The organism is Flavobacterium sp. KY-23415, assembly GCF_055384985.1.
On record NZ_AP044001.1, the window covers coordinates 1,999,155 to 2,020,782 of the forward strand.

Here is a 21,628-nt window from a genome sequence, read left to right on the forward strand (position 1 = left end):
AATAAACTACCTGCTATTATCTTATATGGTTAAATTTTACAATTTAATTCTTTTTTTATTATTTCTGAGTACTTCCCTAATTCAAGGGCAGCAGTATAATTTTGAAATAATTAATCAAGAAAGAGGTTTTCCGTCATCATCTGTCAACAAGATTTTTAAGAATTTTGACGGGTTGCTTTGGTATGGAACAAATGGAGCAGGATTAGTTCGTTATGATGGTAATAGTTTCACCCATTATAATAGCTTTGGAAATTCTGAAAATCTTTTTATCACCGATATCATTGAAGATAAGAATCATAACCTTATTCTAACCACAAGATATAAAGGTATGTTTGTTTTTGATGGGAAGAAAATAATAAAAAGTATTCCTTATCAAACGTACAATAATCAATTTGATATTGTTCAAAAAATGGTGAAGGTTGGGGATAAGATTTATGGAGTGTCTCAGAATAGAATTTACGTTGTAAATGATAACATGACTATTACTCCAGTTCTTACTATTTTTAATAAGAATATCCAAAACATAAATTCAATCGCATCAGTTGGGACTGATAGTTTTATTGTTGCAACAGATGATGGGTTATTTCAATACTGGAAAGGTGAGTTTTTACAGATAGATTTTGCAGGTGATGAAATTTGTTTGTCTGATAATAATCAGAGTTTCTACTATGTTGGTGATAAAAAAGGTAATATTTATATAATTCAATTTAGTAAGAATAGATATGCCTATAAGAGGCTTGTTACTACACTTCGAAAGGATGGTAATGAGGCTTTCGATATTAATAACATTTATAGAGTAAGTTCGGGTGATATTTGGGTTACTAGTAGAGGTTTTGAGGGTATTGGTGTTGTCTATAAAAATGGTAATCACTTGGTTATTGATAAAAAAAATGGCTTTCCTAGAACAGAAATAAATACAATTTTTGTAGATAATAATAGGTTACTTATTGGTTCAAATTCTTTAGGGGTAATCCAATTTAACGACCAAAGTTTTGTTAATTATAATGAATCACCAGAGTTAAGTTCAAAATCAATTAGTGCTGTTTTAGAAAAGGATGAAGATTTATTTGTTTACAGTGTAGATTATGGATTGTCTCAATTTAGAAAAGAAGGTTTTTTTGCATTGAAGTTTGTAAAAAAAGTGCCTTTTAATGAAAGGATAAATACATTAAAAAAAACAAATAAAGGTGAAGTGTTAATAGGTTCAGATATAGGGCTTTATACTTTTGTTGATGATGTTTTAGAAAATGTAATTCCAAATATAAAGGTTGTAGATATAAAACAAGACGATCAACAGCGGTTCTGGATATGCACAAAAGAGAATGGACTTTTAATTACAAATTCTAGTTTTAAAATAGAATATCGTCTTTTTGCTAATGAAGGAACTAGACTTTGTTACAATTCAATGCAAGTTAATGATCATCTTTGGTATGTTGCCACTTCTTCTGGGCTTATTGAGGTTGAGGAAAAAGGAGGAGTTTTTATTGCAAGAGATAAATTAATTGATGATTTATTGTTTTTAGCGACAAAAGATAAATATAATACTATTTGGTATTCTGGAACAAACATGATTTATTCCATAAATGAAGGAAAAGTAAAGATTTTTGGAACTAAAGACGGTTTGTCTTCTACTTTGGTTTATACTTTAACTGGTATTGGGAATACAGTTTTAATTGGGTCAAATTTTGGACTAGAAAAGATAACTTCAGATAAAAGTGGAAATATTTTTAACATAGAGAGTTTGAATGCGACTAATATGTTCGATGGTGTAGAGACTAATTATAAATCGGATTTTATAGATAAAAGTGGTAATATTTATTTTGGAACAGTTAAAGGGCTCTATAAGTTTTATTTTAAAAATAAAAGTACAAAAAGAGAAGGACCTATTTTTATAACTAAGTTATTAGTAAATAATAAGGACTGGGAAACTAAAGGGAATAAATATTTTAATGTTCCAGAAGAGAACACTTCTTTTGGGCACAATGAGAATACTTTAACATTTCAAATTGGACAAATAAATAATTCTTTACTTCAAAATAATTATTATTCCTGTAAGTTAAAAGGATTAAATAATTTATGGACAAAACCCTCCAAAAATAAAGAGATAAGTTATCATAACCTTCCTCCTGGTAGTTATACTTTTTTGGTTAAAGAGGTGGATGTGTTAGGAAATGAATTGGGAAATTCGACGAGTTATTCATTTAGTATAAATCCACCTTTCTATGCTTCTTGGTGGTTCGTTTTTCTATTGTGTTCTTTGATTGTAATAGCATTTAATTATTTGGTTAGAGATTCGTCTAAATACAATAAGGATTTTGTAAAAAACATTTCAGAAAATGAAATGCAATCCGATTTAAAAAGTTATTTTCTCTACATAGGAATAATTATAATATTTACACAATTGGCTTACTTTATTTTTGAGATTTATAATGAAAATGAGTTGATTGTGAAAACGATATTAGGTTTTTGTTCTTTGTTTTTATATTTTCTATCCTATGTTAAACAAATAAGACTAAATCTAGAAAAAATATTTACAGTTTTCTTTGTTATAATTACTATTATCGTTTTTACCAATTTAATATATTCAGAAATAACCTTTATCAATTTTTCAGAATTTTTATTATTGATTTTTTTCTCCTACAATGTTTTTAAAAAATTTAGTAATTATATTATTTATACTTTAATTGTAATTGCTGCGTTACTTTATTTTTTCGTAATTCAAGCGGAAAATAAAGGGCTGTTTATACAATTAATAAGTGCAACGTTTGTTATTCTCATAATTAATTTTTCAAGAAGAATCAATTTTTTAAATACACATGACAGATTAGTTTTTACCAATAATATTATTAATCAATCGAACTCCATTACAATTGCTTGTGATAGATATGGAAATGTGGTTTTTTGTAGTGATTCTGTTCAAAGAGTACTAGGTTTTAATGTAGAAGAAGTTATGGGCGATGGCTTTTGGAAATTAACAGAAGACAGTGAGTTTGAGAAAATCGATTATAACAATAAGTTTAAACCTAACACAGTTCATGTAAGAAAACTAAAAACAAGCTCTGGAGATAATAAATTTGTGCAATGGAGTGATTTTAAATACTCAGACAATTTATTTATTGCTACAGGTCATGATGTAACACAAAAAATCATTGCAGAAAAAGAGTATCAAACTTTAATTCAAAATGCACCCGATATTATTTATGATGCAAATAGTGATGGGATTATAACATTAATAAACGATGCTGTTAAAAGAATTTTAGGGTATGAACAGCACGAAGTGATAGGGAAGCACTTCACAGACTTCTTAACAGCTGAGGAAAAAGAAAGAGCGACTGCCTTTTTTTATAAAAAAGGTGAAAATCCAATAGATTATTCTACATATATAGTTCCAATGAATCACAAGAACGGAGATTCATTATGGTTTTCTTTAAAAGTTAGGGTAAAATATGATTTGGAAAATAATGTTTCAGGCTTGTCTTGTATTTTAAGAGATATAACCAGTACTAAAAAACTGGAAGAGCAAATAATATATAAAAACAACATTTTGACACAATTGTCAAAATATACTAATATATTAATTCAGAAAGAAAATATTGATGATATATTTGATAGTACGTTGGGAAATTTAACCAAAGCTATTCAAGCAGATAGAGTTTCTTTTAATGATTTTGACGCTAAAAATAATGTAGTTAATCAAAAATTTGAATGGTTTGCCAAAGAAGAAAAGTTAATCGTGAATAATCCTAGTTTTCAAAACATAGATATTAATTCATGTCCAGAAATGTTTGAGGCAGTTTTAAAAAACGAGTCTTTTTGTATGGATATAGAAAATATTTTAGAGACAAATTTTAAAGAGTTAATCAAGGAAAGAGGCACTAGATCTATGCTTTTAGTTCCAGTCTATCATATAGATAAATTAATTGGATATCTAGAATTTGATAGTTTTAATAAGTTAAGAGAATGGGATAAAGAAGAAATAATAATTTTAGAAACATTAGCTAATAACATTGCAACATCAATAATAAGAATAAGAAACGAAAAAGCGCTACAAGAAAGCGAAGAGAAATTTAAGTTGTTGGCAAATAATATACCAGGAGCTGTTTATTTGGTAAAATATGATGAAAAAAGAACAAAAATATTTCTGAATAATGAGATAGAAAAACTTACGGGTTATTCAATGTCCGATTTTTTTGAAGGTCGTGTAGGGTTAGTCGATTTGTATCACCCTGAAGATAAGTTTAAAGCCATGCAGGAAGTTCAGGAAGCCATAAAAAATCAGAAACCATTTTTGTTAACCTCAAGGTTAGTTAAAAAAGATGGAACAATAATTTGGGTAGAAGAACACGGTGAAGGGATATTAGTAGACGGTAAAACGGAGTACTTGGAAGGTGTTTTAATAGATGTTACTGAAAAGAAAAAAGTAGAGGGGGCAATTTTAGCAAGAGAATTAGCAGAAACGTCAAACAAAGCAAAATCAGAATTTTTGGCAAATATGAGTCATGAAATTCGAACACCTTTAAATGGAATTATTGGTTTTAGTAAGTTGTTGTTAAACACAAGTATCACAGAAATTCAACAACAATATTTACAAACGGTAAATCAGTCTGCAGAATCGCTTTTAGATGTTGTAAACGATGTTTTAGACTTGTCTAAAATTGAAGCTGGAAAACTTTCTTTACATGAAAGTAAAACAAATTTACATAATATAATTAATCAATCTGTCGATATGGTTAAATATACTGCACATCAGAAGAATATCGAGATTATTGTAGATGTTCAAGACGGTATCGAATGTACTATATGGGCAGATGAAGTAAGATTGAAACAAATTTTGCAAAACCTATTGAGTAATGCAGTTAAATTTACTTTAAAAGGACAAATAGTATTTAATGTGTCTGCTAGAAAAACAGAGGAAGGAAGATCTGTAATCAATTTTCAAGTGAGAGATACAGGAATAGGAATAAAATCTGAAAATAGAGATAAGATTTTAGAAGCATTCTCGCAAGAAGATAGTTCAACAACTAGAAATTTCGGAGGAACAGGATTAGGGCTTTCTATAACGAATAGTTTGCTGAAGCTAATGAATAGTCAGTTAAAAATAGAAAGTGAAATCAAGAGAGGAAGTACTTTTGAATTTGAAATTGAAATGAAAACATCACCATGTGAGAGTCATGCAGTTTTATATAATAACAAATTTACAAAAGCATTAATTGTAGAAGATAATGAATTAGTGTGCGATGTTATAGAAAGAATGTTTTTAAGTTTAAAAGTGCCAAGTGTTAAAATAACATCTAAAAATAAAATAGTTGAGTTAATAAAAGAAGAAAAAGAATATGATTTAATTTTAGTTGACTATGAATTTTTATCTAAAAGAGTAGTTTTGGAAATTATCGAAATTGTTAGTGTTAGAAAAAAAACACATTTATTAATAATGCAAAATTCAACGTCAGACTTTATTGCAAATAAAAGTTTAGCAAATGTTCAAAATATTATAAAGCCATTAAAAATTCAGGTTCTTCAGAATTACTTAAACAAAATCAATAATCCAACAAAGAAAAACGTGAAAGAAACTCTTTTGCAACCAAATGATAAAACTCAAAAAGTAAAAATATTAATAGTTGAAGACAATAAAGTAAATATGTTGTTAACAAAAACTTTGGTTGCCAAAAACTTTCAAAACACAACAATCTATGAGGCTACAAATGGACTCGAAGCTGTTGAGATTTTTAAAAATGTGAATCCAGATATTATTCTAATGGATATTCAAATGCCAGTAATGAATGGTTATGAAGCAACAGAAGCGATTAGAAACATAAATTCAGAAATTATAATAATAGCTTTGACTGCTGGGGTTATAACTGGTGAAAAAGAAAAGTGTTTAGATTTAGGCATGAACGACTTTATTTTAAAACCCATAGATAAACAACATTTCGAAATTGCATTAATAAAATGGATTAATGCAGTTCGAAAAATATCTGTTTAGTATCTTTGCAAACTTATTAAGAAAGTAGAATTTATGATTCAAAACATTAAAGGTTTCTCTAAATTATCAAAAGAAGAGAAAGTAGAATGGATAACCAATGCCTATTTTTCTAATCCAATAGCTGCGAAGGAAATAGTAAATCAATATTGGAATACCAATGAAAGTTTGCAAAAACTACATGATGAGTTTATAGAAAACACAATAACAAATTTCTATTTGCCTTTTGGGGTGGCTCCAAACTTTTTAATTAATGATAAAAGTTATACAATCCCAATGGCAATAGAAGAGAGTTCTGTTGTTGCTGCCGCTTCAAAAGCTGCTAAATTTTGGAGTGAAAGAGGAGGGTTTAAAGCATCGGTAATTAACACCGAAAAAATAGGACAAGTGCATTTCTTTTTTAATGGTGAGCCAGAAAAATTGGAATCATTTTTTAAGAATATTAAATCAAAATTTTTCACAGAAACAGCAAGTTTCACAAAGAACATGCAACAAAGAGGTGGAGGAATTTTAGATATAGAATTAAAAAACAAAACCAAAGAACTAAAAAATTATTATCAACTACATGCTACTTTTAATACAAAAGATAGTATGGGTGCAAATTTCATTAATACTTGTTTAGAGCAATTTGCAAAAACATTAGAGAACGAAGCTCAAGACTACCAAGAATTTAATGAACAAGAAAAAAATATTCAAATAATAATGAGTATTTTGAGTAACTATGTGCCAAATTGTATAGTGAGAGCAGAAGTGTCATGTCCTGTTTCTCAAATGAGCGAAACACCATCAATCGATTCCAAAGAGTTTGCAGAAAAATTTGTAAACGCAGTTAAAATAGCAGAAATCGAGCCATATAGAGCTGTAACACATAATAAAGGAATCATGAATGGGATAGATGCTGTAGTACTAGCTACTGGAAACGATTTTAGAGCGGTGGAAGCAGGAATTCATGCCTATGCAAGCAAAACAGGTCAGTATAGTAGTCTTTCTCATGCCAAAATAGAAAATGACATATTCACTTTTTGGATAGAAATACCTTTAGCGCTGGGCACAATTGGAGGATTAACGTCTTTGCATCCGTTAGTTAAATTTTCTTTAGAAATGTTAGGGAATCCAAGTGCAGAAGAACTAATGAAAATAGTAGCAGTTACAGGATTGGCACAAAATTTTGCTGCAGTTCGTTCGTTAACAACAACAGGAATTCAGCAGGGACACATGAAAATGCATATTAATAATATTCTCAATCAGCATAAAGCCACTAAAGAAGAAAAAATACAAGTTTTAGACTATTTTAAAAATATTACAATTTCTCATAGCTTGGTAGTAGACTATTTAGAGAGTCTTAGAAAGTAATTTTTTTAATAAGGAGCTATTTCCTGCTGTCTGCTATATCTACCATTGCGAAAACAGAATACCATAATATAGGAAACTGTCTCGCGCAATGGTAGGATGTCGCTGCCATCAGGGCTAAAAAATATCAATATGCAAGAGCAAATTTTTTATAGTAACGGGAAGTTGTTATTAACAGGTGAATATGTAGTGCTTGATGGAGCGAAAGCTTTAGCGGTGCCTACAAAATTTGGTCAAAACTTAATTATCAAGAAAGGAGATAATAAACAAATCAACTGGATAAGTTATGATTCAGATAATGCAATTTGGTTTCAAGATGTGTTAACATTCGACGAAATTAAGTATAAAAAGATAGAAGAGACTAATTCAAAAATTAAAAACACACTTCTTGAAATTTTGCACCAAGCCTATACTCAAAATCCAGATTTCATAAACTTATATCAGGGGTATAATATAGAAACACATTTAACTTTTCCTAGATTATGGGGATTAGGAACCTCCTCAACACTGATAAATAACCTAGGGCAATGGCTTCAAATAGACGCTTTCGAATTGCTTCAGAAAAGTTTTGGAGGTAGTGGATATGATGTAGCCTGTGCGCAAAAAAATCAACCAATAATTTATTCTATAGAGAATAATCAACCCAAAATTGAAATTGTAAATTTTGATCCATTATTTAAAGAGAATGTTCATTTTGTTTACTTAAACAAGAAGCAAAGTAGTAAATCTGCAATTTCGAACTATATTACCAAAAGACATAGGGTTAATAAAATTGTGTCGGAAATAAATCAAATCACTAAAGAAGCATTAGCAGCTAAAGAAGGAAGGGGGTTTGCTTTATTAATGGAGAAACATCAAGTAATTATGAGTAATGTTCTAGAAACCGAAACCGTTAAGGAAATGCTTTTTCCAGATTTTAAAGGAGTGGTAAAAAGTTTAGGAGCTTGGGGAGGCGATTTTGTAATGGTGCTTTCTAAAGAGAATCCTAAAAAATATTTTATAGAAAAAGGATATACTACAATTCTAAGCTACGATGAAATGGTGTTGTAATGGTAGAAATTATAAATAAAAAAACCACTCAATGAGTGGTTTTTGTGGTACCTCCAGGAATCGAACCAGGGACACATGGATTTTCAGTCCATTGCTCTACCAACTGAGCTAAGGTACCTTTTTGTTTGAACAACAAAAAAAGTTGTAATTTTAATCATGAAAAAACCATTTTGTTAAGTGGTTTTTGTGGTACCTCCAGGAATCGAACCAGGGACACATGGATTTTCAGTCCATTGCTCTACCAACTGAGCTAAGGTACCATTGCTTTGTTTTAGCGAGTGCAAATATAGAACGCTTTTTTAAATATCCAAAGCATTTTTTTAAAAAAATCATTTTGTATATTTGCAAACTCAAAATATCAAAAATGCTTTTAACCATAGATGTTGGAAATACAAGAATTAAATGTGCTGTCTTTGAGTGTGATAAAATTTTATACAAAGCTAATTTTGAAAAAGAAGAAGCCGAAAAAAAGATAAAAGAAATTTTTGAAGAGTACCCAAAAATAGCAAATTCAATAGCTTCTTCAGTCGGAAATTTAGATTCAGAAGCACTTTTGTATATTAAATCAAAATCAAATTTAGTTATAGTTTCAAGTCAAACAAAAATGCCATTCGAAAATAAATATAGTACACCTAATACATTAGGCGTCGATAGAATGGTTTTGACAGCTGGTGCTGTAATGAAATATTCAAATAGTAATTGCTTAATTATAGACTTAGGAACCTGTATTACCTATGATTTTGTAGACTCAGAAAAAAACTATTGGGGAGGGGCAATCTCTCCAGGAATTAAACTTCGATATGGTAGTTTGCACAATTACACGGCAAAATTACCGTTACTAGAAAAAACAATCCCAAATGATTTTGTTGGGAATTCAACAAATGAGTCAATTCATTCGGGAATAATTAATGGAATAATTAATGAAATAGAAGGTTTTGTTTCACAATATTCTCATAAATATAAAGATTTAACAGTAATTTTAACAGGTGGAGATGCGGATTTTTTGGCTAAAAGATTAAAAAGCACCATATTTGCCAATTCAAATTTTTTACTAGAGAGTTTGAATTTATTATTTACATATGTACAAAGAAAAAATGACTAAAAAAATTATTGTTTTCGTAACACTTTTATTTTGTGTTATTGGTTATTCGCAGGAAGGAACTTCTTCTCCGTATTCATATTATGGGTTAGGCGAAGTGAGGTTTAGAGGAACGCAGAGCTCTAGAGCAATGGGCGGTTTAGGAATTCAAGGAGATAGTATTTCTTTAAATTTATTAAATCCAGCGTCTTATTCTCATTTAAGATTAACAACATTGGCAGTTGGGGGAACATCAACTTTTACCAACTTAAAAAATGAATCGGAAACAGGAAAAGCCAAAAGGACAGGATTAGATTACTTGGCTGTCGGAATTCCAATGGGTAAGTTTGGTGCCGCTTTAGGGGTTTTGCCATATAGTTCTGTAGGTTATAAATTGAAAACTACTTCTATTAATAATGACAATCAGTTAGTAGAAAAGAGTTTTTTAGGAGAAGGAAATATTAATAAAGTATTTTTTGGTTTGGCATATAATGTAAATAAAAATTTTAGTTTCGGATTCGATTTTCAATACAATTTTGGGAACATTCAAAATGAAAGTGTAAAATATATGCCAGGAATTACTTTGTCAGCTAGAGAAAGAAATACATCTAGATTATCAGGGGGGTCTTTTAATGTTGGGGCACTCTATAATAGGAAATGGAATGATAAATATGATATTTATTCAAGCTTTGTGTTTTCACCAGAAGCAAAATTAAAATCTACAAATGAACGTAATTTAGCAACAGTTACTTTTACAAGTAATGGAGCGGAAATTGTAAACGATAGTGAGAATGTTTCGGTTCCTAATTCTAATTTGTCAATTCCCACTAAATTAACATTTGGACTTGGGTTAGGGGAGAAGAACAAATGGTTAATAGGGACAGAAGTTTCACTCCAATCGTCAAGTCAAATAACAAATAGATTTAATGATGAATCTTCAGAGGTAAGCTATAAAAATGGACAGAGATATGTGATTGGAGGATATTATATTCCTAAGTTTGACTCTTTTACAAGTTATTTAAGTAGAGTGGTTTATAGGGCAGGATTTAGATATGAAAATACTGGATTGGTGCTCAAAAACAAAGGTATTAATGATTATGGCATGAATTTTGGATTAGGATTACCACTAGGATATTCAAAAATAGATGTAGGTTTCGAATTCGGTGTTAGAGGAACTACATATTATAACTTAGTAAGAGAAAACTATTTTAACTTGAGTGTTGGATTGTCATTGAGTGATAAATGGTTTAAAAAACGTAAAATAGATTAATAAATTTTATAATTAGGATATATGAAAACTAAATTATCTTTATTATTTGTATCAGCTTTAGGATTTTTTGCAAATGCGCAAGGAAATGATGCTTGTACAGAAACTTTAAGTTTAATGGGATCTTCTGTTAGAGCTAATGATCCATCAGGATATGATTACTTGACAACATTAAGAAAGGATTGTCCTTCTTATGACAGAAGAGTTTATTCTTATGGAGAATTTGCTATTAAACAAAAAATAGAAAAGGTTACAACAAAAGAAGAAAAAGAAAAATATGTTCGTGACTTAATAAGTTTTTATGATGAAAACTTAAAATATTTTCCAGAAACAGCTGGTAATGTTAATATGAAAAAAGGTTTGGCATTATTTAATTATGAAGTGGGAACGAATGATGAAATGTATGCTTTTTTTGACAAAGCTTTTAAAACGGATCTTCAAAATTTTGATTCTACAAGAGCGTTGTACAAATATTTTGAGCTTTTTGTAAATGATTATAAAGCAGAAAAAAAAGGAATAACATTGCAACAAGTTTTTGATAAGTATGATGATATAAACGAAAAATTAGTCATTTTACAAAAAGAAGACTCAGATGCAAATGATCTTTTAATTCAAAAAGAAGAAGCAGGTCAAGAACTAGATGCTAAAGAGGCGAAAGCTAAAAGTAAATATGAGGCAAATTTAGAGGATATTGCAACCGTAACTTCAAGTATGGATGCTGTAATTGTTCAATTATCTACTTGTGATAAATTAATACCTTTTTACCAAAAATCATTCGAAGAAAATAAAACAAACAAACAATGGTTGTTAAGGGCTGCGGATCGTTTAGAAGCTAAAGAATGTGATGGAGATCCATTGTTTTCTAAAATATCAGAAGCGCTTTATAAGTTAGATCCAAGTGCAGATGCAGCCTATAAATTAGGTGTTGTTGAGCATCAAAAGAAAAATATTACCAAAGCAATGGAATATTTCAATCAAGCAGCAAATTTATATACAGATAGTGGTAAAAAATCTGGAGTTTATTTGAAAATGGCTTACATTTATAAAAATTCTAGTAGAAGTCAATCAAGAACTTATGCTAGAAAAGCATTAGAGGTTAAGCCGTCAAACGGAAGGGCTTATATGTTGATTGGAGATTTATATGCTAACAGTATGAACGAATGTGGCTCAGATCCATTTAAGAAAAGAGCGATATATTGGTTAGTGGCACAATATTATGATAAAGCAGCTTCTGTAGATTCTTCTGTAAGAGGGACGGCATCAAGTACTGCTGCGAAATATAGAGCTTCTGCACCATCAAAAGCAGAGATCTTTGGTTATAAAGAAGGGAATATGTCTGGAAAAAGAATTTCTTTTGACTGTTGGGTTGGAGAAAGTGTAACGGTTCCTTCTCTTTAATATGAGAAAAAAGAATAAAAATATAATATTTAATATAGTCACAGTTATTATTACTGTGGCTATATTTTTTTCATGCGAAGGGTCTTTAAAAGATGTTCAGAAGTTTAATAAATCTTCTTTTTTGCCAGCAGGTGAAGCAGATTCTGTTAATTTGAAATATACAGACTCTGGAAGGGTGAAGTCTATCCTTAAAAGTCAAAAAATGTTGGATTATAGTAATATTCCAAATGCATTTACAGAATTTCCAAAAGGGGTAGTTGTAACAATGTTCGATGAGAACGAAAAAACAACAATAATAAAATCTGATTATGCGATTTCATACAAACGCACAGATATTATAGATTTGCAAGGAAATGTAACAATAACGTCTAGTGATGGGAAAAAATTAGAAACATCTCAGTTGTATTTTGATCAAAAGAACGAATGGTTTTTTACCGAGAAGTTTTTCAAATATACAGACAATGCCGGAGGTTTTCTTCAAGGACCTGGTGTAGATTTTAGTAAAGACTTTAAAATCTTCAATATGCAAACTAGCAATGGAGAAATCAATAGTGTTGAGTAAACAATTTCTTTTTTGTCAATTAATTTCCTTATTTTTGATGAAAATTTGAAAAATGAACTATTTAAGATTTATACAATATTTTTATTTACTTTTTGGAGTTTTCTTTCTGTATGAGGCTTTTAGAAGGTATCAAAATAACGAAAGTTATATTTTAAATATTGCAATTGCAGTAGTTGCAATAGGAATGTTTTTCTTTAGAAGACATTTTTTTAATAAATACAAAAGAGGTCAGAAGTAATTTATGGAAATAGCCATTATTGTTATTTGTTTATTACTTTCAGCCTTTTTTTCGGGTATGGAAATTGCTTATGTTTCTTCTAATAAAGTATATCTTTCCATAGAAAAAAAACAGCAAAATTTTAATGCGAGAATTTTATCAAAACTAACAGAGAAACCTTCTCAGTTTATTACCGCTATGTTGGTTGGGAATAACGTTGTTTTGGTAATTTATGGTATTTGTTCAGGAGATTTATTGAATGAATTGATAAGGTCTTTTGGGTATGTTTTTTCTCCTTTTGTAGAACTACTCATTCAAACATTGCTTTCAACAGCAATAATTTTAATGACAGCAGAATTCTTACCCAAAGTTTTTTTTCAAATCTATGCTAACTCGTTTGTTAAATTATTTGCTGCACCTGCTTATATTTTTTATCAACTATTTTTCTGGGTTTCTAAATTTATAATTTGGATTTCAGATTTAATATTGAAAAAGTTTTTCAAAACAGATGGAGATCAAGTTCAAGATTATTTTAGTAAAGTAGAATTAGGAAACTATATTACAGAACAAATGAGTGCGATTTCTGAAGATCATGAAATCGATTCAGAAATTCAGATTTTTCAAAATGCTTTAGAGTTTTCAGACTTAAAAGCAAGAGATATAATGACACCTAGAACGGAGATTTCAGGGGTAGAAATATTAGACAGCGTTTCAGAATTACGCAATTTGTTTATTAATACAGGTTATTCAAAGATAATTGTATATCAAAATTCAATAGACGATATTCTTGGCTATGTTCATTCGTTTGAATTGTTCAAGAAACCTGAAACGATCAAATCGGTAATGATGCCAATTGAATATGTTCCAGAAACAATTTTTGTAAAAGATTTGTTAGATATCTTGACTAAGAAAAGAAAAAGTATGGCAGTTATATTAGATGAATATGGTGGAACATCTGGAATAATAACTGTTGAAGATATAATAGAAGAATTGTTTGGAGAAATTGAAGATGAACACGATTTGGACGAAGAGTTAATTGATGAAAAAATTGAAGATAATGTTTTTCTTTTCTCAGCTAGGCTAGATGTTGAGTTTATCAATCAAAAATATAATTTAGCAATTCCAGAAAATGATTCGTATAGTACTTTAGGAGGATTTATTGTTCATAATACAAAAGAAATTCCTCAAAATGAAAAGAAAATTAGAATCGAAAATTTTGAAATAACCATACATTCAGCATCAAATAAAAAGATAGAATTGGTTAGACTTTCAATCTTAGAAGAGAAACAATAAGAAAAAGACAAAAAATTAATAGAAATTATAACTTTTCTGTTTTATTATTAAATAGATAATTGTATTTTCGCCCACTGAATAAAATTAAATTAATACAAAATGGCAGTTTTATCTAAAATTAGACAACGTTCATTCTTTCTAATTGTAATTATCGCTTTAGCATTGTTTTCATTTGTTTTGGCCGATGTTATTAAATCTGGAAGCTTTGGTTCAAACTCAAACAATATTGGATCTGTAGATGGGACTAATATCGTATCACAGGATTTCATGAAGAAAGTAGCTCAGGTTGAGCAGCAAGCACAACAAGGGCAAAACATGAGTTCTACACAAGCAATGAATACGGTTTGGGAACAAGAAGTGAGAAGTATTTTGATTGGAGCAGAAATTGAGAAAATTGGTTTAGGTATCGGAAATGAGCAAATTATTAACGTAATCAAAGCAAATCCATATTTTTCTCAAAATCCACAGTTTTTAAATGAAGCTGGAAAATTTGACGAAAGTAAATTTAAAGAATTTGTGAAGTCAATTAAAAATGATCAAAATCAAGATCGTTGGATACAATGGAAGCAATTTGAAGCTGATGTTGAAAAATCTGCTGTAGAACAACTATATTATAATATGGTTAAAGGCGGTGTGTATACTACTAAAGCTGAAGCGAAATTCAAAAATGAAATAGATACTAAAAAAGCTGACTTTGATTATGTAACAGTTGGTTTTTCTACAATTAATGATGATAAAATTAAAGTTTCAGACGATGAAGTAATGGCATATATGAAAAAGAATGCTAAGAAATATAAATCAGATGAAACAAGAAGTATTGATTTTATATTTTTAGAAAAAAAGCCTTCAGCTAAAGATGAAAAAGAGTTAGAAACTGAGTTTTATAACTATATCAACGGAAGTGAAGCGTCTCCAGCATTTAAAGATATTGAAAAAGATAAATTAGTAGCTTTTATTAATAAAAATTCTCAAATACCTTACGATTCTACTTATGTTTTAAAGCAAAATTTACCTGTTGAGTTTCAAGAACAGTTGTTTAATTTATCGGAAGGAGAAGTTTTTGGACCATATATGAATGCTGGGAATCAGTCTCTATCAAGGTTAGTTGGAAGAAAATCTAACGCAGGAGCAAAAGCAAGTCATATTTTATTATCTTATAGTGGAGCGCAAAGCTCAAGTTCTGACAGAACAAAAGAAGAAGCGAAAGCTTTAGCGAATTCGTTGTTAGCTCAAGCGAAATCTAATCCGGAAGGTTTCTCAGCTTTAGCTATGGCTAATTCTGATGATCCTGGATCAAAAAATAATGGTGGTGAATATGATAATATTACACCTGGTCAAATGGTTCCTACTTTTAACGATTTCGTATTCAATAATCCAGTTGGATCAATTGGAGTGGTTGAGACAGATTACGGTTTCCACGTAATTAAAGTTTCTGGTAAATATGATGCTATTCGTTTAGCTACTATTGCTAAGAAAGTAGAGCCTTCAAATACAACTATTGATGAGCTTTATAGAAAGGCAAGTAATTTTGAAGCAAGTGTAAAAGGTAAAGATTTTAATGAAGTAGCAAAGACATCTAATTTTACAGTGATGCCAGCTTCAAATATTAAATCTTCTGATGAATATATTCAAAGTTTAGGAGCACAAAGAGAAATTGTACGTTGGACTTTTAATGATGATACAGAGTTAGGAGATGTGAGACGTTTTGAAACACCAACTGGTTTTGTTGTAGCGAAGTTAAAAGATAAAAATGATACAGGTTTATTATCTATGGATGTCGCTAGAGAGTCAATAGGTGTTATTTTAAGAAATGAGAAAAAAGCAGAAGAAATTAAAAAGAAAATGTCTGGAGCTACTTTAGAAGATGTTGCAAAAGCATCTGGAGGTTCTGTTTTAAATGCTACAGGAGTTTCTGTTGGTAGTCCATTAGTGCCTAATATTGGTTTAGAGCCAAAAGTAGTAGGTACGGCATTTAGTTTAGCAGAGGGTAAAACTTCTAAGTTAATTGTTGGAAATTCAGGCGTGTTTATGATTAAATCGAAGAAGATTAATCCAGCAACTAGTCTTAAGGATTATTCAGCATTAATCACTCAAGAAAAATCGCAACAAGCATCTTCTTCTCAATCTAGAGCTTACCAAGCAATTAAAGAGAAAGCAGAGATAAAAGATAATAGAGCTAAATTTTAATTTAAAGAGTTCTTTACTAATACTAAAAAATCCGTTGAAAACTATCAACGGATTTTTTTAATTATAAATTTTTAATGTTGTGGCATTTACTTGCTGTACCCTATATTGTTTCATTGGGTATTCTTTCCCTGGTGCTAAACCTGTAAATAAGCTATATTCTGTCTCATCGCAAGGGCATTTAGCTTTTATTCCGTTTAGAGTCATAGTAGAGCAAGTTGACAACGCTTGGTTAGGACAGGCCGCATCATAGGCTCTGTAGTTTCCACTTCCAGCGTTAAACACAAAGACGCCCCGAATTCCAGCAGCTCCAATATTTACATATACCGCATTGGTATCATAAAGTAATTGGTTATATTGAGGTAAATTTAGGTTTAGCGTAATGTCAACAGGGTAATTAGGTAAATAGGGGTTGCTGTTATTTATTTTATCATCTTTAGAGCAGCTTAGTGAAAAGCCAACTAGAATAAAAAATAATATACTTTTTCTTATTTTCATGCTATAAATTTTAAATATCAAATTTAATTTATTTAAATTTGACTAGCTAAAAATCAGTCATAAATTAAAATTAAAAAATAATTATTACCTTTGTAGAAAGGAATCCCATTTCGGTGGGATTTTTTCTATTTATATAAAGAATGAACTTATGAGTACAGTATCTTATTACACAGCAGAAGGTTTGAAAAAACTAAGAGATGAAGTTGAGCATTTAAAGAGCATAGAGAGGCCAAAAGCATCGCAAGCTATTGCTGAAGCAAGGGATAAAGGTGATTTATCTGAAAATGCAGAATATGATGCGGCAAAAGAAGCGCAAGGGTTACTTGAAATGAAGATTTCTAAAATGGAAGAAATTCTGGCAAATGCTCGTTTAATTGATGAATCTCAGTTAGATTTATCAAAAGTATTAGTGTTGTCTACTGTTAAAATAAAAAACCAAACTAATGGTATGGAAATGCGATATACCTTAGTTGCTGAAAGTGAAGCAGATTTGAAATCTGGAAAAATTTCGGTTACATCTCCTATTGGTAAAGGTTTATTAGGTAAAAAAGTAGGTGAAGTTGCTGAAATAAATGTTCCTAATGGAATTTTAAAGTTTGAAATTATTGAAATAACTAGAGAGTAATATGGCTTCTATCTTTACTAAAATAGTCAACGGTGAAATTCCGTGCTATAAAATCGCTGAAGATGATAACTTTTTAGCTTTTCTAGATGTTAATCCAAATGCTAAAGGTCATACGTTGTGTATTCCTAAAAAAGAAATAAACAAAATTTTCGATATGGAAGATGATTTGTATCTAGGTCTAATGTCGTTTTCAAAAAAAATTGCTAAAGCTTTAGAGAGAACTATTGAATGTAAGAGAGTAGGGGTAGCTGTTGTTGGATTGGAAGTTCCTCATGTTCATGTGCATTTAATTCCGTTACAAGATATGGATGATATGCGTTTTCAAAGAAAAGTTAATTTAGAAAAAGAAGAATTTGAGGCCTTGGCTAAACAAATAACAAAAAATATATAAATATAAAGCCTACTTCTAGTAGGTTTTTTTTATAAATATAGTCATAAATATTTTAGTTTAGTGTCATAAAAAAAGTTCCGCATTTGCAGAACTTTTAATCTTTCTAGGTAATCAAAAAATAATAATGATGTAAAATATATATTAGTCTTCGATAACTACTACTTGAGCAGCTACTTTACCTTTTCTTCCTTCTTCTTCTTCGTAATGTACTCTTTCTCCTTGAGTTAATGACTCAACTCTCATTCCGCTTGCGTGTACGAAAATGTCTTTTCCTGTTTCTTCATCAGTGATGAAACCGTAACCTTTTTCTTCATTGAAGAATTTAACTGTGCCTGTTCGCATGTTGTAATATAAAATAATTAATAATATTCAAAGATATACTTATTTGTGAAACAAACACGTTTTTATGTGAAAAAATTATTGATTTTCAGACTTTTCCTTTTCTAAAGTGTCTTTTTTTAAAACATAATCCTTAATGTTTTTCTTTCTGTAACGATGAAAAATAAATAAAGGCATTAAAACTAAGGATAGTAGTAAAACACCAAGTCCAATCCATTTATCTCCTTCAGGATTTATCTCACTTTTAAGAAAGTAACCATAAGTAATTAATCCAAAAAAAGTTAATAGTAAAAGTCTTAAAACGTGTTTCATCTGAATATAATGTTATTTTAGTTAAGAAGTATAAATCTTTTTTGTTCTGAAAAAAAAGAAAACAGGGATTTAATTCCCTGTTTGTTTCAATTTTATATGTAATTCGTCTAGTTGCTTATTGTCAATTTTGGCAGGTGCATCAATCATTACGTCTCTACCTGAGTTGTTTTTTGGGAAAGCAATAAAATCGCGTATTGTTTCTTGGCCACCTAAAATAGAAACTAGTCTGTCTAGTCCAAAAGCCAATCCACCGTGAGGAGGTGCTCCAAATTCAAAGGCATTCATTAAGAAGCCAAATTGAGCTTCTGCTTCTTCTTTGCTAAAACCTAATAGATCAAACATTCTAGATTGTAGGTTTTTGTCATGAATACGAATTGATCCACCACCAATTTCATTTCCATTCAAGACCATGTCATAGGCATTGGCTCTCACTTTTCCTGGCTCTGTTTCTATTAGTTTAATATCTTCTGGTTTTGGAGAAGTAAAAGGATGGTGCATGGCATGATAGCGCTCGCTTTCTTCATCCCATTCTAAAAGTGGAAAATCTACAACCCAAAGTGGAGCAAATTCATTTGATTTACGTAGTCCTAAACGAGTTGCTAATTCCATGCGTAAAGCTGAAAGTTGTGATCTAGTTTTGTCTGCATTACCAGAAAGTACTAAAATTAAATCTCCAGCTTTTGCGTTAGTAGCTTCAGCCCACTTTTTTAAATCTTCTTGGTCGTAAAATTTATCAACAGAAGATTTAAATGTTCCGTCAGCTTCACATTTTACATAAACCATTCCTAATGCTCCAATTTGAGGACGTTTCACCCATTCAATAAGAGCATCTATTTCTTTTCTAGAATAGGAAGCACAACCTGGAGCTGCGATACCTACTACTAACTCTGCTGTGTTGAAAACAGGAAATTCTTTATGTTGGGCAACAGTATTTAACTCGCCAAATTTCATATCGAAACGAATGTCTGGTTTGTCATTACCATAGGTTTTCATAGCATAATCGTAGGTAATTCTTGGGAATTTTGCTACTTCAACTCCTTTTATTTCTTTTAATAAGTGTCTTGTTAGACCTTCAAACATATCTAAAATATCTTCTTGCTCAACAAATGCCATTTCACAGTCAATTTGTGTGAATTCTGGTTGTCTGTCAGCTCTTAAATCTTCATCACGGAAACATTTCACAATTTGGAAATATTTATCCATGCCACCAACCATTAATAATTGTTTGAACGTTTGTGGAGACTGTGGTAAGGCATAAAATTGACCTTCGTTCATTCTGCTTGGGACAACAAAGTCTCGCGCTCCTTCTGGTGTTGATTTAATTAAATAAGGTGTTTCAACTTCGCAAAAACCTTTGTCTGAAAGGAATTTACGAACTTCCATACTTACTTTGTGACGGAATAAAAGATTATTTTTTACTGGGTTTCTACGAATATCTAAGTATCTATATTTCATTCTTAAATCTTCACCACCATCGGTTTCGTCTTCAATAGTAAAAGGAGGAACCATAGCCTGATTTAAGATTGTTAATTCTGAAACTAAAATTTCAATTTCGCCTGTTGGCATGTTTGGGTTTTTAGATTCTCTTTCAATTACCTTACCTTTAACCTGAATAACAAACTCTCTTCCTAATGATTTCGCTTTATCTAAAATTTCTTTAGGAGTTCTATTTTCATCAAAAATCAATTGGGTAATTCCATATCGATCTCGTAAATTAACCCAAATTACAAAACCTAAATCTTTAGACCTTTGTACCCAACCAGCTAATGTTACTTCTGTATTAATGTGGGAAGCATTTAGTTCTCCACAAGTATGACTTCTATACATTTTCTTAAAATTTATGCAAAAGTAATAACAAATATTAATTTTATCGCTTAAATTTATTAGATTTGGTTTTTATTTTAAACTCAATTTTAAGTGTTATGAAAAAAAGAATCTTATTATTTTTATTTGCTATAATATCTACATATGCTCAAAACAATAGAGAAATGGTGTCTTTTGAAGGGAAAATAGCAAATCGCAATTCAGATTCAATTGTTGTTTCTTCAGGAAGAAGTTTTAAAAAAACAATTAAACTGGATAAAAAAGGAGAATTTAAAGATGCATTTGAAATTCCATCAAAAGGTATGTTTCAATTATTTGATGGAACTGAGGGTACACTGTTATTCTTAAAAAATGGATATAATTTAAAATTAACAATGGATGCAAAAGAATTTGACGAGTCTATTGTTTATGAAGGAAATGGTGCAAAAGAGAATAATTATTTGGCAAAAAAAGCATTATCTGATGAGGCTTTTGGAGTAGTTATAGAAGATCTAATGAAAGAAGATGAAGCTGGTTTTACAAGAGGATTGAATAAGAAAAAAGATAATGACTTTGCGGATTTAGCTAGTGCTGGTTTAGATGTAGATTTTGTTAATACTTTAAAACCTATGATTGAGCAAAATGCAGCAATGCTTGCTCAGTTTTTTAAGGAGAAAATGGAAGCTAATAAAATGATAGGGTTCCCTTTTCCAGCATTGAGCTTTGAGAATCATAATGGAGGAGTTTCTAAGATTAGTGATTTTAAAGGTAAATTGGTCTATATAGATGTTTGGGCAACTTGGTGCGCACCTTGTAGAGCTGAAATTCCTTTTTTGAAAAAAGCCGAAGAAAAATATAAAGGAAAGAATATAGAATTTGTAAGTATTTCTATAGATTCTAAAAAAGATTATGACAAATGGAAAAAATTTGTTTCTGATAAAAATTTAGGAGGGGTGCAATTGATAGCTGAGAAAGATTGGAATTCCGATTTAGTAAAAGAATTAAAAATTAGTGGAATTCCAAGATTTGTTTTGGTAGATGTTGAAGGTAATATTATGATGCCAGATGCTCCAAGACCATCTTCTGAAGAGTTTAATAACATTTTATCTGAGATGTTAAACTAAGAGAAAATAAAGGTTTGTGTATATTTTAAAGGTCAGTGTTAAGCCATTGACCTTTTTTTATTTTTTCAATGTTACGAAATTGTTAACAAAATGTTTTTTTATTGTAAAATAAATTATTATATTTGTTTATAGTAATTTCTTAACCTATTAAAAAATA

General features: G+C 30.1%; 17 protein-coding genes and 2 tRNA genes. 13 read left to right on the forward strand and 6 right to left on the reverse strand.

Annotated elements, in window-relative coordinates; all coding sequences use genetic code 11:
• Positions 1-25: 25 nt before the first annotated feature.
• The 3 genes from ACZ49Z_RS08805 to ACZ49Z_RS08815 all read left to right on the forward strand — a co-directional run bounded on the left by ACZ49Z_RS08805 (position 26) and on the right by ACZ49Z_RS08815 (position 8,380).
• Positions 26-5,983, forward strand: coding sequence for a PAS domain S-box protein (locus tag ACZ49Z_RS08805; protein WP_464307802.1), 5,958 nt, complete (start codon positions 26-28; stop codon positions 5,981-5,983).
• Positions 5,984-6,016: 33 nt separating this feature from the next.
• Complete coding sequence (locus ACZ49Z_RS08810; protein ID WP_464307803.1) at positions 6,017-7,333, forward strand: hydroxymethylglutaryl-CoA reductase, degradative; 1,317 nt, start codon at positions 6,017-6,019, stop codon at positions 7,331-7,333.
• Between the two features lie 129 nt (positions 7,334-7,462).
• Complete coding sequence (locus ACZ49Z_RS08815; RefSeq protein WP_464307804.1) at positions 7,463-8,380, forward strand: GYDIA family GHMP kinase; 918 nt, start codon at positions 7,463-7,465, stop codon at positions 8,378-8,380.
• 45 nt (positions 8,381-8,425) lie between these two features.
• On the opposite strand, the gene ACZ49Z_RS08820 is transcribed toward ACZ49Z_RS08815, so the two are convergent.
• Positions 8,426-8,498, reverse strand: a tRNA-Phe gene (locus ACZ49Z_RS08820).
• Between the two features lie 69 nt (positions 8,499-8,567).
• A tRNA-Phe gene (locus tag ACZ49Z_RS08825) sits at positions 8,568-8,640 on the reverse strand.
• Between the two features lie 104 nt (positions 8,641-8,744).
• On the opposite strand from ACZ49Z_RS08825, the gene ACZ49Z_RS08830 reads away from it, so the two are divergent.
• From ACZ49Z_RS08830 to ACZ49Z_RS08860, 7 genes are all read left to right on the forward strand, one after another.
• Entirely contained in the window at positions 8,745-9,482 is a 738-nt protein-coding gene (locus ACZ49Z_RS08830) for a type III pantothenate kinase (RefSeq protein ID WP_464307805.1), read from the forward strand.
• Positions 9,475-10,728, forward strand: coding sequence for a hypothetical protein (locus ACZ49Z_RS08835; RefSeq protein ID WP_464307806.1), 1,254 nt, complete (start codon positions 9,475-9,477; stop codon positions 10,726-10,728). The genes ACZ49Z_RS08830 and ACZ49Z_RS08835 overlap by 8 nt, the downstream gene beginning before the upstream one ends.
• Positions 10,729-10,749: 21 nt before the next feature.
• Complete coding sequence (locus tag ACZ49Z_RS08840) at positions 10,750-12,123, forward strand: tetratricopeptide repeat protein (protein WP_464307807.1); 1,374 nt, start codon at positions 10,750-10,752, stop codon at positions 12,121-12,123.
• Between the two features lies 1 nt (position 12,124).
• Positions 12,125-12,685 (forward strand): LPS export ABC transporter periplasmic protein LptC, encoded by a 561-nt coding sequence (lptC, locus tag ACZ49Z_RS08845; protein ID WP_464307808.1) that lies wholly within the window; start codon positions 12,125-12,127, stop codon positions 12,683-12,685.
• 52 nt (positions 12,686-12,737) lie between these two features.
• Positions 12,738-12,923: a hypothetical protein gene (locus ACZ49Z_RS08850; RefSeq protein ID WP_464307809.1), complete on the forward strand. Its 186-nt coding sequence runs from the start codon at positions 12,738-12,740 to the stop codon at positions 12,921-12,923.
• Between the two features lie 3 nt (positions 12,924-12,926).
• Positions 12,927-14,195 (forward strand): hemolysin family protein, encoded by a 1,269-nt coding sequence (locus ACZ49Z_RS08855; RefSeq protein ID WP_464307810.1) that lies wholly within the window; start codon positions 12,927-12,929, stop codon positions 14,193-14,195.
• A gap of 99 nt (positions 14,196-14,294) precedes the next feature.
• The gene (locus tag ACZ49Z_RS08860) at positions 14,295-16,382 is read left to right on the forward strand and encodes a peptidylprolyl isomerase (RefSeq protein WP_464307811.1); all 2,088 of its coding nucleotides are present in this window, start codon (positions 14,295-14,297) and stop codon (positions 16,380-16,382) included.
• 57 nt (positions 16,383-16,439) lie between these two features.
• Here the strand turns inward: ACZ49Z_RS08860 and ACZ49Z_RS08865 are convergent, their stop codons facing one another.
• Positions 16,440-16,877: a Rieske (2Fe-2S) protein gene (locus ACZ49Z_RS08865; RefSeq protein ID WP_464307812.1), complete on the reverse strand. Its 438-nt coding sequence runs from the start codon at positions 16,875-16,877 to the stop codon at positions 16,440-16,442.
• Between the two features lie 148 nt (positions 16,878-17,025).
• Between ACZ49Z_RS08865 and greA the strand changes: the two genes are divergently transcribed.
• Positions 17,026-17,502 (forward strand): transcription elongation factor GreA, encoded by a 477-nt coding sequence (gene greA, locus ACZ49Z_RS08870; RefSeq protein ID WP_464307813.1) that lies wholly within the window; start codon positions 17,026-17,028, stop codon positions 17,500-17,502.
• 1 nt (position 17,503) lies between these two features.
• The gene (locus ACZ49Z_RS08875; protein ID WP_464307814.1) at positions 17,504-17,893 is read left to right on the forward strand and encodes an HIT family protein; all 390 of its coding nucleotides are present in this window, start codon (positions 17,504-17,506) and stop codon (positions 17,891-17,893) included.
• A gap of 141 nt (positions 17,894-18,034) precedes the next feature.
• Here ACZ49Z_RS08875 and ACZ49Z_RS08880 read toward each other — a convergent pair whose 3' ends face one another.
• The 3 genes from ACZ49Z_RS08880 to aspS all read right to left on the reverse strand — a co-directional run bounded on the left by ACZ49Z_RS08880 (position 18,035) and on the right by aspS (position 20,371).
• Positions 18,035-18,235, reverse strand: coding sequence for a cold-shock protein (locus ACZ49Z_RS08880; protein ID WP_464307815.1), 201 nt, complete (start codon positions 18,233-18,235; stop codon positions 18,035-18,037).
• A 75-nt stretch (positions 18,236-18,310) separates the two neighbouring features.
• On the reverse strand, positions 18,311-18,544 hold the full coding sequence (locus ACZ49Z_RS08885; RefSeq protein ID WP_464307816.1) for a hypothetical protein: 234 nt from the start codon (positions 18,542-18,544) through the stop codon (positions 18,311-18,313).
• A gap of 69 nt (positions 18,545-18,613) precedes the next feature.
• Positions 18,614-20,371 (reverse strand): aspartate--tRNA ligase, encoded by a 1,758-nt coding sequence (gene aspS / locus ACZ49Z_RS08890; RefSeq protein WP_464307817.1) that lies wholly within the window; start codon positions 20,369-20,371, stop codon positions 18,614-18,616.
• A 95-nt stretch (positions 20,372-20,466) separates the two neighbouring features.
• On the opposite strand from aspS, the gene ACZ49Z_RS08895 reads away from it, so the two are divergent.
• The gene (locus ACZ49Z_RS08895) at positions 20,467-21,471 is read left to right on the forward strand and encodes a TlpA family protein disulfide reductase (RefSeq protein ID WP_464307818.1); all 1,005 of its coding nucleotides are present in this window, start codon (positions 20,467-20,469) and stop codon (positions 21,469-21,471) included.
• Positions 21,472-21,628: the final 157 nt, after the last annotated feature.